This window comes from Caldicellulosiruptor diazotrophicus, from assembly GCF_017347585.1.
GTDB classification, from domain to species: Bacteria; Bacillota; Thermoanaerobacteria; order Caldicellulosiruptorales; family Caldicellulosiruptoraceae; genus Caldicellulosiruptor; species Caldicellulosiruptor diazotrophicus.
This window is the reverse complement of sequence record NZ_AP024480.1, coordinates 1,758,772-1,772,611: the sequence shown is the minus strand read 5'-3', so window position 1 is coordinate 1,772,611 and position 13,840 is coordinate 1,758,772. Positions and strand designations below refer to the sequence as shown.

The following is a 13,840-nucleotide window of genomic DNA, read 5'->3' as shown; positions in this document are numbered from 1 at the left end:
GGTGAAAAGATGTTAAAAGTTTCAAAAGTGTTGGAAAAAAGTTTGGCTTACAAATGTGGCATCAAACAAGGCGATATAATTTTAAATATAAATGGTAATGAAATTAATGATGTTCTTGATTATATGTATTACTCTAAGGATGAGATTCTTTTAATAGAGTATTTGAGGGATGGGAATATTCAAAAGGTTGGTCTTATAAACAGAAAGTTAAAACCTCTTGGAATAGAATTTGAATATGAAAATGTGAGAAGATGCACGAATAAATGCATTTTTTGTTTTATAGACCAGCTTCCCCAAGGAATGAGAGAAACTCTTTATATAAAAGATGATGATACTGTTCTTTCTGTTTTGAATGGAAATTATATCACTCTCACGAACTTGAGAGAGAAAGATTTTGAAAGGATAGTAAAGTTTCACTTGAGTCCATTGAAAATTTCTGTACACACCACGGACCCACAACTCAGAGTATTTATTTTGAAAAACCCTAAAGCATCTATGATATTAAAACAACTTAAATATTTATCGCAGCATGGTATTGAGTTTGATGTTCAGGTAGTATTAATGAAAAATATCAATGATAAGGATAATCTTGACAAAACAATCTCAGACCTTGCTGATTTTTATCCTAATCTTAGGTCAATTGCAGTTGTGCCTGTTGGACTTACCAAGTATAGAGAGGGGCTTTTTGAGCTTGAGCCTTTTTCAAAAGAGGATGCAAAAGAGGTTATTTTGCAGATATCAAAATGGCAAAAAGAGTTTGAAAGAAGATTTGGGACCAAACTTGTATTTGCTTCAGATGAGTTTTATGTAAAGGCAGAAGAGAAAATACCTGATTATAGATTTTATGAGGAGTTTAGACAAATTGAAAATGGGGTAGGTCTTCTAGCCCTTTTTAAAAAACAGTTTTTAAGTAGCTTAAAAAAACTAAAACCAAATGTTAAATTAAAAAAACGTATAACTCTTGTGACATCTGTGGCAGCATATAAGTTTATGAAAGAACTAATTGAAACTTTTAACCAGAAGTACCCAAATATAAAGGTTGATGTTGTGGCTGTTGTCAATAATTTTTTTGGTGAAAATGTCACTGTTGCAGGGCTTTTAACTGGCCAGGACATTATAAACCAGCTAATGTGCAAAGAACTGGGAGATTATGTTTTGGTTCCTGCATGTGCTCTCAATCATGAAAATAAATTCTTGGATGATGTTCATATAGATGATGTTGCCAAAGAAATAAAAAAGCCTGTATATCCTGTGCAAAATCATGGCAGAAAACTTTTGTATTACCTTTTGAAAGGTGGTGAGGGGAATTGAAGCCAACAGTTGCAATAGTTGGAAGGCCAAATGTAGGTAAGTCAACACTTTTTAACAGGCTCATTGGCGAAAGACGGGCAATTGTGGATGATACACCGGGTATTACCCGTGACAGAATAATTGGTGAGACAGAATGGAGAGGAATTACTTTTAATGTGATTGACACTGGTGGAATTGAGCCGTACTCTGAAGACATAATATTAAAACAAATGAGAAGACAAGCCCAGTTTGCAATTGATATGTCTGACGTTATTATTTTCATGGTTGATGGCAAGACTGGTCTTACTGATGCAGATAGAGAAGTTGCCAACATGCTCAGAAGTTCAAAAAAACCAATTGTTCTTGCTGTAAATAAGATTGATAATATTTCACAGCAGGCTATAATATATGAATTTTATGAGCTTGGGCTTTCTGACCCGATAGCAATGTCTGCTGAGCATGGAACAGGAGTTGGAGATGTTTTAGATGCAGTTGTTAATTACTTTAATAAAGAGGGAATAAATGAAATAGAGGAAGGTACAATAAAGGTGGCGATAATAGGGAAGCCAAACACAGGAAAGTCCTCTCTTGTAAATTATATTCTGGGTGAGGAAAGGGTTATTGTGAGCGATATTCCTGGAACAACGCGCGATGCTATTGACTCTACATTTGAATTTGAAGGCATTCCTATGACTTTGATTGACACGGCAGGACTTAGACGAAAAAGCAAAATATATGACAACGTGGAAAGGTATAGTATGCTGAGAACTCTTCAGGCAATAGAAAGAAGTGATATCTGTATAATTTTACTTGATGGAACAGAAAATGTTTCTGAACAGGATGCAAAGGTTGCAGGATATGCTTATGAGGCTGGGAAAGGTTGTATTGTGGCAGTCAATAAATGGGATGCTGTTGAGAAGGATGAAAAAACGGCTGATGAGTACAAAAAACAGATAGAAGAAAAGCTCAGTTTTCTAAAATTTGCACCTGTACTTTTTATTTCGGCAAAAACAGGGTTCAGAGTTAAGAAACTGCTTGAGACAGTATTATATGTATATGGTAATTATACTAAAAGAATCACTACTGGTCAGTTAAATGATGTTTTAGCAGAAGCAACTACAGTCTATCAGCCACCAAGCGACAAAGGAAAGCAGCTCAAAATCTATTACATGACTCAGGTGGGTGAAAAACCGCCCAAAATAGCTGTTTTTGTGAACAGCAAAGACCTGTTTCATTTTTCATATCAACGGTATATTGAGAATTATTTGAGAAAAACTTTCGACTTTACTGGAGTTCCAATAATATTTCTCATTAGAGAGAAAGGGGAACAGGACAAATGAAAGCACTTCAGATTTTGATTGTTCTTGCAGTGGGTTATTTGCTGGGAAGCGTTCTTCCAGCCCTCATAATCGGCAAGATGGTAAATGGTATTGATATTAGAAAGTATGGTAGTGGAAATCCCGGAACAACAAATGTTTTAAGGACTCTTGGAATTGGTCCTGCAATTTTGGTTTTTGCAATTGACGTTTTAAAAGGAGTTGTTGCTACCTTGTTTGCAAAGATAGTAATGCCAGATGACGTTGTACTTGGTGTTACTTTAGCTGGATTTGCGGTTATTTGGGGACATACTTTTCCACTTTATTTCGGATTCAGGGGAGGAAAGGCAGCGGCAACTTCGATTGGTGTTGCGCTTGTTGCGACACCTACCATAACCATTGTTGTGATTGCTTTAGCGCTTATTGTTCTTGCCATCAAAAGGTATATGTCTTTAACAGTGATTGTTGGATCAATTTTGTATTTCTTTGCAGTTTTGATATTTGAAAGAGAGTATTGGTTTTTAGCTTTAATTATTTTAGTAGTTATAATCGTAAGACACAGAGAAAATATTAAAAGGCTTTTAAATGGTACAGAAAGAAAGGTAGGGGAAAGGGTTAAGCTTCAATAAACAGAATGAATTCGTATAGTAAAATAGCTGTTTACTATTCAAAATTTTCGTCATTGTTTTTTTGCAGAAAAGACATTCTCAGGTTTATTGAAAAAAGTTTTTTGAATTTTGGGGTTAGAAAAGATTGTAAGATATTGGACATTGGCTGTGCAGATGCCAAACTGTTATTTCTTTTAAAAAGGAGAAGTTTTAAAAAGCTTTATGGAATTGATATTTCTTCAAAGATGATAGAACTTGCTTTCGAAAGAGCCGTTTCAAAGGGGATAAAGCTTTACAATCTGAATTTTTTGAATTTTACGTCAAGAAAAAGGTTTGATGTTGCTCTGTGCACAGTGGATGTTATAAATCACATTCCTAAGAAGGAGATATTTAGATTTTTTAGAAATACCAATATCATTTTGAAGAAAAATGGAATATTTATTTTTGATATAAATACCAAAGAATACCTACAAAAACTTGGCAAGAGAAAATTTATTGTGAGAAAAATTGAAGGAACACTTGTGAGATGGAAGTTTAGCTTGAGCTCAAGGTATCTCAAAATAAATTTTTCAGTAAAAGAAAAAAATTGTGAGAATGTTTCAGAAGATATATACCAGTTTATATATGAGGAAGAATTTATTGAGAATATCTTAAAAGACTGTGGTTTTGAGGTCTTAAAAAAAGTGTATGATTACAGGCTGCCTTTTAGAACCAAATTTTCGTCAAAAGTGTGTTATGTGTGTAAAAAGATTTGGTGAATAATAATATCACAAAAGAGAGAATAATATTCTGTGTAAATCATTTTAGAAGAAGGTGGATTTTTAAAGATGCGAGGAAGAGTTAAATGGTTTAATCCCGAAAAAGGTTATGGGTTTATAAGTACTGACAATGGTGAAGATGTGTTTGTGCACTTCTCTGCTATCAATATGGAGGGGTACAAGACACTTGCAGAAGGGCAGACGGTTGAATTTGACATTGTGAAGACAGAAAGAGGCAATCAGGCTATGAATGTAAGGAAGGTAAAATAAGCTTCTGGCAGTTTTGCTGGAAGCTTTTTTGTTTTTGGATTAAAATAGACTTATAAAACTCTCAATAAATTGAATTTCGGAGGGAGAATTTATATGGCACAAATCTTGAGAGCTCTGTCAAAAGACAAAAACATAGCAATCTTTATCATGGACTCAACAGATATAGTAGAATATGCGCGCAAAATACATAACCTTCCACCTATTCCTGCAGCAGCTTTAGGAAGGTTATTGACAGCAACATCCATGATGGGCATAATGCTCAAAGGAGAAAATCATTCTGTGTCAGTTCAAATATCATGTTCAGGTGTACTCAAAGGCTTGGTTGCTGTTTCTGACTCAAAAGGGAATGTAAAAGGGTATGTTAAAAATAAGGAGGTGCTCACAGAAATTGATGAGAGAGGGAAGTTGAATGTAAAAGGAGCAATTGGAGAAGGCACGCTCACGGTTATAAAGGATTTGGGATTGAAAGAACCATATATAGGTCAAATTGAACTTGTATCTGGCGAAATTGCTGAAGATATAACACATTATTTTGCACTGTCAGAACAAATTCCTTCAGCTGTTGCGCTTGGTGTTCTGATTGACAGAGATGAAAGTATAAAGTCAGCAGGAGGTTTCATTGTTCAGGTTTTGCCTGAGACAGATGAAAAAGTTATTTTTGACCTTGAGCAGAAATTGAAAAATTTTACGAACATCTCATCAGTGCTTGAAAATAAAAGCATTGAAGAGATTGTAAAAGAACTTTTTGGCAGTATAGAATATGAAGTTTTAGCTAAGCACCAGCCAGTGTACAAGTGTGACTGTTCTAAAGAAAAGGTAGAATCTATAATTCCGCTTTTAAAAGATGAAGAAATTTCAGATGAGACCATCGAAATTGTATGCACTTTTTGCCAGAAAAAATACTATTTTTCCAGAGAAGAAGCTTTTAAAATTAAATATGGTGAATAATTGAGAGAAAAATCGAGATTTATTTAGCAATAGTAAGAAGAAGCTCAATTTTGAGCTAAAACGGCTGAATTTAATAAAAATTTGCCCAAAAAACACTATTGAAAAAAACGCGCATCTTAAGTATAATAAAACATGTCGCCGCTGATTGAAGCGGCGGTTGAAAAAATGGGCGGTTAGCTCAGCTGGGAGAGCACCTGCCTTACAAGCAGGGGGTCGCAGGTTCGAGCCCTGCACTGCCCACCATTTTAAATTGGCCCAGTAGCTCAGTCGGTTAGAGCGCCAGCCTGTCACGCTGGAGGTCGAGGGTTCGAGTCCCTTCTGGGTCGCCATATAAAATAAATGTGCCTCGGTAGCTCAGTTGGTAGAGCAGAGGACTGAAAATCCTCGTGTCGGTGGTTCGATTCCGCCCCGAGGCACCAGTTTTTAAAATGAGCGGGAATAGCTCAGGTGGTAGAGCGCTACCTTGCCAAGGTAGATGTCGCGGGTTCGAGTCCCGTTTCCCGCTCCAAAATTTTATTTTATATAAAGGAAGACGTGGCGCCATAGCCAAGCGGTAAGGCAAGGGTCTGCAAAATCCTGATTCCCCGGTTCAAATCCGGGTGGCGCCTCCAGTATGTGAAAATTATCAAACCTGCTCAAAAGAAGTGAGCAGGTTTTTGTTTTTCTAAAGAAGGATTTTTTGAGCTTTGTGTCGAATAAAAATATATTGTACGCTTTTTTAAAGGTTGTCAAATTATTGACAAGAAATTTTACTTTAAGGAGGGATTGCAGTGGGAGCCTACATAGCTTTAATCTATGGAGTTATTGTATTTGCAATTCTTGTAATCATTGGTCTTGTCAGGTTTATCTTTTCTCAAGAAAAAGGCAATGAAAAGATGCAGGAGATTGCAGGTGCAATCAGAGAAGGTGCCATGGCATTTTTAAACAGGCAGTACAAAACTATAGGGATTCTGGCATTGATTGTTGCTATTATAATCATCATTGCAAACTATTTTGGTAACCTTTCAAAAGGTTCGTCACATGCTGTTTCAATTGCTTTTCACATAGGTTTTGCTTTTATAACAGGTGCACTCTGCTCAGCAATATCTGGGTATTTGGGAATGTATATTGCAGTGAATTCTAATGTCAGAGCTGCAGCAGGTGCAAGAAAAGGTTTAAATAGAGCCTTACAGATAGCTCTTCGTGGCGGTGCAGTGACAGGTTTGGCTGTGACCGCGCTATCTCTTTTGGGTGTTGCAACACTGTTTTTACTGTATGGAGGAGCTTCTGGGAAAGAAAATCTTATAAAAGAAGCACCTTCGCTGATTGTTGGTTTTGGATTTGGTGCATCATTTGTGGCTCTTTTTGCCCAGCTGGGCGGTGGAATTTATACAAAGGCTGCTGACGTTGGCGCTGACCTTGTTGGTAAGGTAGAAGCAGGGATTCCCGAGGATGATCCGAGGAACCCAGCTGTTGTTGCTGACCTTGTTGGTGACAATGTTGGAGACTGTGCAGGCCGTGGTGCAGACCTTTTTGAGTCAACAGCAGCTGAGAATATAGGTGCGATGATATTGGGTGTTGCACTGTATCCGGTGTTCGGTTGGAAAGGAATTTTGTTCCCGCTTGTTGCACGTGCTATAGGTATTGTTTCGTCTGTTATTGGACTTTTCTTTGTCAACACAAAGGATGAAAGCAAAGACCCAATGAAGGCTTTGAACAAGGGCTACTTTGTCACAACAATTTTGAACTTGATAGTATTGATTTTCATAGTTAAAGCAATGCTCTCTGGGAAACTTCCAAACGGTCAAGAGGTTAACTGGTGGCTTTTGTATGGCTGTGCAGTTGCCGGAATTATATTGAGCTATATTTTCGTATGGCTAACAGACTTTTATACCTCATACCACTACAGACCTGTTCAGGAGATAGCTAAAGCATCAACTACCGGTCCTGCAACAAATATCATAACAGGTATGTCTGTTGGTATGGAATCAACAGCGTTGCCGGTTATATTTATCTCAATTGCGATTTATATCGCATACAAGCTTGGTGAACATGCACTTCCTGGGTTTGCAAACGGAGGACTTTACGGAACAGCAATTGCGACAATGGGTATGCTTTCAACCTGTGCATACATTTTAGCAATGGACACATTTGGACCGATTACAGACAATGCAGGTGGTATCACTGAGATGTCAGGTGCACCTGAAGAGGTAAGAAATGTTACAGACAGGCTTGATGCTTGTGGAAATACAACAAAGGCTCTGACAAAAGGTTATGCTATTGGTTCTGCGGCACTTGCAACTTTCTTACTTTTCTCTGCTTACCTTGATGAGGTCAAAAAGATACTGGGAAGACCACTTGAGTCATGGTTTTCTGTTGATATTGGAAAACCTGAAGTATTCATCGGTGCATTTATCGGTGCGATGGTTGTTTACCTTTTCAGCTCAACAGCAATAAGGGCGGTTGGAAGAGCAGCCCAATATGTTATTTTAGAAGTAAGACGTCAGTTCAAAGAAATCCCAGGTATCATGGAAGGAAGAGCAAAGCCAGATTATGCAAAGTGTGTTGACATTGTTACAAAAGGTGCTTTGAAAGAGATGGTTGTTCCTGGTATGATAGTTGTTATTGCGCCAATACTTGTTGGAATACTTCTTGGTAAAGAGGCAGCAGCAGGATTTTTAATGATAGGTACTATTGCAGGTGTTATATTGGCACTTTTCCTCAACAATGGCGGTGGTGCTTGGGACAATGCAAAGAAGTTCATAGAACTTGGTAACTACGGTGGCAAGAGATCTGATGCACATAAGGCAGCAGTTGTTGGTGACACAGTTGGAGATCCTTGCAAAGACACAGCAGGTCCATCTTTGCATGTTCTTGTAAAGCTCATATCAACTATTACATTAGTATTTGTATCCTTGTTCAGATAAGAATTTAATTAGAAAAACAAAAGGGAAGAAGGGAATGTAATCCTTCTTCCCTTTTTGTTCTTTTAGTAATGAAGGCTGAACTGAATTAAATCAGCGTAATCAGAAATTAGATTAAAGTTGTTAAACAATTTTCAAAAATGGTATAATAAAATTAGGAAATGAATAGGGGGGATCACAGATGGGTCTGTTTGGGTTAGGTGTTCCAAAACAGATAAAAGAGCTAGGACGTGACATCTGTGAGCCGCTTGATGTTGAGTACATTGAAGGTCATCCAGACATAAAGTATCAGGGTAGAATGAAGTTGCATGTCTGCCAAAACGGTTTTTACCTAATTGACCCATCAAAAAAACACTTTGGAGTTGTTAAATGGACAGATTTTAAAGATGCATACCCCAGCAAAACAGGTGACAGAAGAACAGTGATTGCAACAAAAGATTATAAGATTTACTTACTTGGTATTGAAGAGAGAGTTTGCGAGGTTCTGACAAAGAGGATGGCAAGCTAAGGTGAGGTAAGTATATGCTTGAAAGGTGTTTTGTAAGGAGAGGGACTGCGCTTTGCAGTCCTTTATTTTTTGGACTAAATATGTCAAAATATTTACTCTTCTACAGAAAAATATATTGAGGTGGGAATTTTTAATTTAATCGAGATCTAAACTCAAAAAATGAAATTACTTTGACGAAAAAAAGCAAAATTGATCATTGACAAAGTTGCAAGTAGTTGTATAAAATTTTAACAGAAAACTACAGGGAATAAGTGGTTAAAAGATTAATTGTAGCAAAAATCATAATAGAACAAGAAAAAAACACAAAAGCTATATTTAGCAAAAGTATACGGATAATGAGTGGAAAATACTGCTATGTAAGACAGAGGAATATACTAAGATTAGAGCAATCTTACTTTTGATGTACGGTCACAATCTCTATTGTGCGCATAGGTGGTGTGATAAAAAAAATAACGAGGTTGAATATGTAAAAGGTTTGATAGACAGAGAGATTGAACTTAAGAGGAGTGTAGAGTAAAGTGTTAAAGTTGCTTTTAGTTGAATATAAAGATAAACTACGAATGCAAATGTTGATATTTAAACGTTTTGGAATGTTACTGGTATTAGGATTGATACTATTATTTTGGATGACGCCAAGTTTGACTGATAACCATTCTTTAAATAAATTTAATTATTTAGCAAATAAATGGATGATCCTTTTAGCTATTACATTATTCTTCGCATTGAAGACATATATATTTAGGAATACTAACATCCATATTTATTTTCCTACATTTGTTCATTTTTATACGCAAAATTTTTATAAACTTGGACTTGTAATGATAATCAGACTCATTAACTACTTAATTTCAAGAAGTTTTTTATTTTACTTTTTATATAAAATCATGATATATATATTTGGTGATAATTTACATTATTTTATAACAAAGGAAATTTTATTTCTGTTTATTGTAACAGACATTTTTTCAGAGTCAATCAAGTTTATCTGTTCGTTTACTCTTTTTTTAAAATATTCTTTCATAATAAAAACGCTATCGTTGTTGATATTTGTTTTATTAGCTTATTTTTTAAATGAAAAGGTTTTTCTTATATTATTAGCAATTGAGATAGTGTTAATACCCATAATTTTGAAAAACGTTGATACACAAAAATTGCTAAATTATAGCAAGATTATATATAAATCAAACTGGGGATTTGCAAGAGGTGACTGGGGATTACTTGTAGAAGTAGGTGAAGAATACAAGAAGTTGATTGATTTTAATGAAAAGAAATCTTGTGATTTGGCGCTGTCATTTCCATTTAATGCCTATTTATGCCAATTTTTGATTTTCAAAAGAGTCTATTCGAGGCAATTAATATTGTTATTGTTGATAACGGTATTATCAGTTATTATCCTGCCAAAACTGCAATTAAGTGTACAACTATATTGCTATTTTATCATTCATAGCTTTATGTTATTTTACCTTTTACTATTCTACTTGATGGATACAAAAGAACATATATATTTCTATATGCATAGATTGAACCACTTAAAATTAACATTTTCAGCATTGCCTTTTGTGCTTATTAACATATTTTTAAATTTCTTACTACTTGCCTTTTTACAACAGTTTTGGTATTACAAAGTAATTTGGTATTTAGTATTAGATTCACTCTTGTTTTTTGTGTTGAAAATTTTTTGGCAAAATGAAAAAATTAAGTTCTTAATGTTGTGTGGCGTAATAATTCTCCAAGGTTTGTTACTTAAATTTTAATTTTCTTTAGGAAATAAAATCTTTGCTGTAACACTTTGTTAACTTACCAATTTCAAAAGCCTCCTTAATTGCGATTAAAGGAAATAAGAGCCTTAACAGAAGGCTTTATTTTTTTGTGGATAAGTACCCCTCTTCTTTTTCTTGATAATGAGATTTTTTTACTATAAAATAAAGAAGAGTAGCAAAAAAGCTTTAAAAACAAAAGGAGATGAGATAAAGCATGATTACAAGAAACGATGTTGAATATGTTGCAAACCTTGCAAGGCTAACTTTAACAGAAGAAGAGATAGAAAAGATGACAAAAGAGCTTGGTGCTATAATTGAATTTGCAAATAAGCTTTCTGAGCTAAATACTGAAGGGATTGAACCAACTGCGCATGTTCTGAATCTTTACAATGTTTTTAGAAGCGATGAGGTAAAACCTTCGTATCCACGTGAAGAGATTTTGAAAAATGCTCCATCTCATGACGATGTTTGCATAAAAGTCCCAAAAATAGTAGAATAAATCTTTATATGTAAGGAGGCAAAACAAAAGATGCTCTACAAACTAACTGCGCACGAGGCAATTGATCTTATCAAGAAAAAAGAGGTCAAGTGCCAAGAAGTTGTTGAAAGTGTTCTTGAGAGAATTAAACAGGTTGAAGATAAAGTAAAGTCGTATATAACAATCACAGAACAAGAAGCTTTAGAGAATGCGAAGAAGATTGATGAGAAGATAGCAAAAGGCGAAGATGTAGGGGTGCTTTACGGTCTTCCAATTGCCTTGAAAGATAATCTTTGCACAAATGGAATAAAAACAACCTGTGCATCTAAAATCCTTTACAACTTTGTTCCCCCTTACGATGCAACTGTTGTGAAAAAGCTAAAAGAAAATAATATGACGCTTTTAGGAAAGCTCAATATGGACGAGTTTGCAATGGGCTCATCAACAGAAAACTCTGCTTTCCACACAACAAGAAATCCGTGGGATTTGGAAAGAGTTCCGGGGGGTTCATCAGGTGGGTCTGCTGCGGCTGTTGCGGCAGATGAAGCATTTTTCACCCTTGGTTCTGACACAGGTGGGTCTATCAGACAGCCAGCTTCACTTTGTGGAGTTGTTGGCATGAAGCCAACATATGGAAGGGTTTCGCGATTTGGACTTGTTGCATTTGCATCTTCTCTTGACCAGATAGGACCTTTGACAAAAGATGTTGAAGACTGTGCTTTAGCTATGAATATCATCTGCGGACATGACCCATATGATGCAACATCAGCACCAGTTGATGTTCCTGACTTTACAAAAGCATTGAAAAACGATGTGAAAGGTCTAAAAATAGGTGTGCCTAAAGAATATATGGAGAAAGGTGTAAATGAAGAAGTAAAAAAAGCTGTTGAAAAAGCTCTTGAGCTTTTAAAATCTTTGGGTGCAGATTATGAAGAGTTTTCTATACCAATTGTTGAGTATGCTCTTCCAACTTACTACATCATTGCATCATCTGAGGCAAGTTCAAACCTTGCAAGGTATGATGGAATCAAATATGGGTACAGGACGCAAAACTATGAAGACCTAATAGATTTATACAAAAAGACAAGGTCTGAAGGATTTGGACCTGAGGTAAAAAGAAGAATTATGCTTGGCACATATGCACTTTCTGCGGGGTATTATGATGCATACTACAAAAAAGGGCTTCAGGTTAGGACATTGATTAAGCGGGCATTTGACGAAGCTTTCCAAAAATATGACGTAATAATTACTCCTACAAGTCCAACAACAGCTTTTAAAATAGGTGAAAGAGTTTCAAATCCACTTGAGATGTATATGTCTGATATATGTACAGTGCCTGTAAATATTGCTGGGCTTCCTGCTATTTCTATTCCATGCGGATTTGATAGTAATGGTCTTCCAATAGGTCTTCAAATAATAGGAAAGGCGTTTGATGAAGAGACTATCTTAAAAGTTGCATATACCTATGAACAAAACAGTGGACATAAAAACCTAAAACCCAAGAATTTATAAATCTCTACAAAAGTTATTAATCAAGAGGTGAAATAAGAAGATGGAATATGAGGTTGTGATAGGTTTAGAGGTCCATGCTGAGCTTGCGACAAAGTCGAAAATATTTTGCAGCTGCACAACAGAGTTTGGCGGTGAGCCAAATACCCACTGCTGTCCTATTTGCACTGGTATGCCAGGAGTTCTTCCTGTTTTGAACAAAAAGGCAGTTGAATATGCCATAATGGCAGGGCTTGCAACAAACTGTCAGATAGCAAGATATAGTAAGCAAGACAGAAAAAATTATTTTTATCCGGACCTTCCAAAGGCTTACCAGATTTCACAGTATGATTTGCCACTCTGTTACAATGGTTATATAGACATTGAGGTAAATGGGCAGAAAAAGAGAATAGGAATAAAAAGAATTCACATAGAAGAGGATGCTGGAAAGCTTCTTCATGACCAGTGGGAAGAAGGAAGTCTTGTTGATTTTAACAGGTGCGGTGTTCCTTTGATTGAGATTGTTACAGAGCCGGATTTACGTTCAAGTGAGGAGACACGAATTTTTCTTGAAAAGCTAAAAGCAATTTTGCAATACACAGAGGTTTCTGACTGCAAGATGCAGGAAGGTTCGCTCAGAGTGGATGTGAATTTGTCTGTGCGACCAAAAGGTTCAAAAGAATTCGGTACAAGAACAGAAATGAAAAACTTAAACTCTTTCAGATCTGTTGTGAGGGCAATAGAATATGAGGCAAGAAGACAAATAGAGGTTTTAGAAAGCGGCGGTGTTGTTGTTCAGGAGACAAGGCGCTGGGATGATGCAAAAGGTATAAGTTTATCTATGAGGACAAAAGAAGAAGCGCATGACTACAGGTATTTCCCAGAGCCTGACCTTCCACCTATAGTTGTAGACGACAGCTGGATTGAGGAGATTAGAAAGAGAATTCCTGAGCTTCCTGACCAGAAAAAGGAAAGGTATATAAAAGAGTATGGGCTTCCAGAATATGATGCCGGCGTTCTGACTTCATCAAAGGCTATAGCCAACTATTTTGAAGAGTGCATAAAATATACGCAAAACATAAAGGCTGCAAGCAACTGGATGATGGGAGAGATTATGAGAATCTTAAATGACAAAGGGTTAGAACCTGAGGAAATTAATAATATAAAGATTAAGCCAAATCAGCTTGCAAGCCTTATTAACCTTGTTGATAACAAGACAATTTCCAACACTATTGCAAAACAAGTCTTTGAAGAGATGTTTGAAACGGGCAAAGATCCTGAAGTTATTGTAAAAGAAAAAGGGCTTGTTCAGATAACAGACAAGAACGTAATTTTAGAAGCTGTGAAACAGGCAATAGCAAACAATCCAAAATCAGTAGAAGATTACAAGAATGGCAAAGACAAGGCGTTTGGATTTTTGGTGGGGCAGGTTATGAAGATAACAAAAGGCAAGGCCAATCCACAGCTTGTGAATGAAATCTTAAGAGAGGAGCTTGAGAAAATTTAAGCTCCC

Annotated in this window: 12 protein-coding genes and 5 tRNA genes; all 17 read left to right on the top strand. The window is 36.1% G+C overall.

Going from position 1 to position 13,840, the window contains the following annotated elements:
- Window positions 1-9 precede the first annotated feature (9 nt).
- The 17 genes from CaldiYA01_RS08610 to gatB all read left to right on the top strand — a co-directional run bounded on the left by CaldiYA01_RS08610 (window position 10) and on the right by gatB (window position 13,834).
- Window positions 10-1,311 carry a DUF512 domain-containing protein gene (locus CaldiYA01_RS08610; protein WP_207178818.1) on the top strand — a complete coding sequence of 434 codons (1,302 nt, stop codon included), beginning with the start codon at window positions 10-12 and terminating at the stop codon, window positions 1,309-1,311.
- A complete protein-coding gene (gene der, locus CaldiYA01_RS08605; RefSeq protein WP_207178816.1) occupies window positions 1,308-2,630 on the top strand; it encodes a ribosome biogenesis GTPase Der in 1,323 nt (440 codons plus the stop codon). Before CaldiYA01_RS08610 ends, der begins: the two co-directional genes overlap by 4 nt.
- Window positions 2,627-3,235, top strand: coding sequence for a glycerol-3-phosphate 1-O-acyltransferase PlsY (gene plsY, locus CaldiYA01_RS08600; RefSeq protein ID WP_207178814.1), 609 nt, complete (start codon window positions 2,627-2,629; stop codon window positions 3,233-3,235). The genes der and plsY overlap by 4 nt, the downstream gene beginning before the upstream one ends.
- Before the next feature lie 5 nt (window positions 3,236-3,240).
- Window positions 3,241-3,972: a class I SAM-dependent DNA methyltransferase gene (locus CaldiYA01_RS08595; protein ID WP_207178812.1), complete on the top strand. Its 732-nt coding sequence runs from the start codon at window positions 3,241-3,243 to the stop codon at window positions 3,970-3,972.
- Window positions 3,973-4,041: 69 nt separating this feature from the next.
- The gene (locus CaldiYA01_RS08590) at window positions 4,042-4,242 is read left to right on the top strand and encodes a cold-shock protein (RefSeq protein WP_207178810.1); all 201 of its coding nucleotides are present in this window, start codon (window positions 4,042-4,044) and stop codon (window positions 4,240-4,242) included.
- 93 nt (window positions 4,243-4,335) lie between these two features.
- The gene (gene hslO / locus CaldiYA01_RS08585) at window positions 4,336-5,190 is read left to right on the top strand and encodes an Hsp33 family molecular chaperone HslO (RefSeq protein WP_207178808.1); all 855 of its coding nucleotides are present in this window, start codon (window positions 4,336-4,338) and stop codon (window positions 5,188-5,190) included.
- Between the two features lie 167 nt (window positions 5,191-5,357).
- Window positions 5,358-5,433 (top strand) — tRNA-Val (locus tag CaldiYA01_RS08580).
- A gap of 9 nt (window positions 5,434-5,442) precedes the next feature.
- Window positions 5,443-5,519: transfer RNA gene (locus CaldiYA01_RS08575), tRNA-Asp, on the top strand.
- Between the two features lie 14 nt (window positions 5,520-5,533).
- Window positions 5,534-5,609: transfer RNA gene (locus CaldiYA01_RS08570), tRNA-Phe, on the top strand.
- A 13-nt stretch (window positions 5,610-5,622) separates the two neighbouring features.
- Window positions 5,623-5,698: transfer RNA gene (locus tag CaldiYA01_RS08565), tRNA-Gly, on the top strand.
- A 28-nt stretch (window positions 5,699-5,726) separates the two neighbouring features.
- A tRNA-Cys gene (locus CaldiYA01_RS08560) sits at window positions 5,727-5,801 on the top strand.
- A gap of 159 nt (window positions 5,802-5,960) precedes the next feature.
- A complete protein-coding gene (locus tag CaldiYA01_RS08555; protein ID WP_207178806.1) occupies window positions 5,961-8,096 on the top strand; it encodes a sodium-translocating pyrophosphatase in 2,136 nt (711 codons plus the stop codon).
- Between the two features lie 178 nt (window positions 8,097-8,274).
- Window positions 8,275-8,601, top strand: a complete 327-nt coding sequence (locus CaldiYA01_RS08550; RefSeq protein ID WP_013411584.1) for a hypothetical protein — start codon at window positions 8,275-8,277, stop codon at window positions 8,599-8,601.
- 518 nt (window positions 8,602-9,119) lie between these two features.
- Entirely contained in the window at window positions 9,120-10,355 is a 1,236-nt protein-coding gene (locus tag CaldiYA01_RS08545; protein WP_207178804.1) for a hypothetical protein, read from the top strand.
- A 220-nt stretch (window positions 10,356-10,575) separates the two neighbouring features.
- A complete protein-coding gene (gene gatC, locus CaldiYA01_RS08540) occupies window positions 10,576-10,860 on the top strand; it encodes an Asp-tRNA(Asn)/Glu-tRNA(Gln) amidotransferase subunit GatC (protein WP_207178802.1) in 285 nt (94 codons plus the stop codon).
- Between the two features lie 30 nt (window positions 10,861-10,890).
- Complete coding sequence (gene gatA / locus CaldiYA01_RS08535; protein WP_207178800.1) at window positions 10,891-12,351, top strand: Asp-tRNA(Asn)/Glu-tRNA(Gln) amidotransferase subunit GatA; 1,461 nt, start codon at window positions 10,891-10,893, stop codon at window positions 12,349-12,351.
- Window positions 12,352-12,391: 40 nt separating this feature from the next.
- On the top strand, window positions 12,392-13,834 hold the full coding sequence (gatB, locus tag CaldiYA01_RS08530) for an Asp-tRNA(Asn)/Glu-tRNA(Gln) amidotransferase subunit GatB (protein ID WP_207178798.1): 1,443 nt from the start codon (window positions 12,392-12,394) through the stop codon (window positions 13,832-13,834).
- Window positions 13,835-13,840: the final 6 nt, after the last annotated feature.

What these genes read in the sequence shown, in the direction of transcription:
- CaldiYA01_RS08610 (WP_207178818.1), top strand. Translation starts at nt 10, where the DNA reads ATGTTAAAAGTTTCAAAAGTGTTGGAAAAAAGTTTGGCTTACAAATGT.
- plsY (WP_207178814.1), top strand. Translation starts at nt 2,627, where the DNA reads ATGAAAGCACTTCAGATTTTGATTGTTCTTGCAGTGGGTTATTTGCTG.
- CaldiYA01_RS08595 (WP_207178812.1), top strand. Translation starts at nt 3,241, where the DNA reads ATGAATTCGTATAGTAAAATAGCTGTTTACTATTCAAAATTTTCGTCA.
- CaldiYA01_RS08590 (WP_207178810.1), top strand. Translation starts at nt 4,042, where the DNA reads ATGCGAGGAAGAGTTAAATGGTTTAATCCCGAAAAAGGTTATGGGTTT.
- hslO (WP_207178808.1), top strand. Translation starts at nt 4,336, where the DNA reads ATGGCACAAATCTTGAGAGCTCTGTCAAAAGACAAAAACATAGCAATC.
- CaldiYA01_RS08550 (WP_013411584.1), top strand. Translation starts at nt 8,275, where the DNA reads ATGGGTCTGTTTGGGTTAGGTGTTCCAAAACAGATAAAAGAGCTAGGA.
- gatC (WP_207178802.1), top strand. Translation starts at nt 10,576, where the DNA reads ATGATTACAAGAAACGATGTTGAATATGTTGCAAACCTTGCAAGGCTA.
- gatA (WP_207178800.1), top strand. Translation starts at nt 10,891, where the DNA reads ATGCTCTACAAACTAACTGCGCACGAGGCAATTGATCTTATCAAGAAA.
- gatB (WP_207178798.1), top strand. Translation starts at nt 12,392, where the DNA reads ATGGAATATGAGGTTGTGATAGGTTTAGAGGTCCATGCTGAGCTTGCG.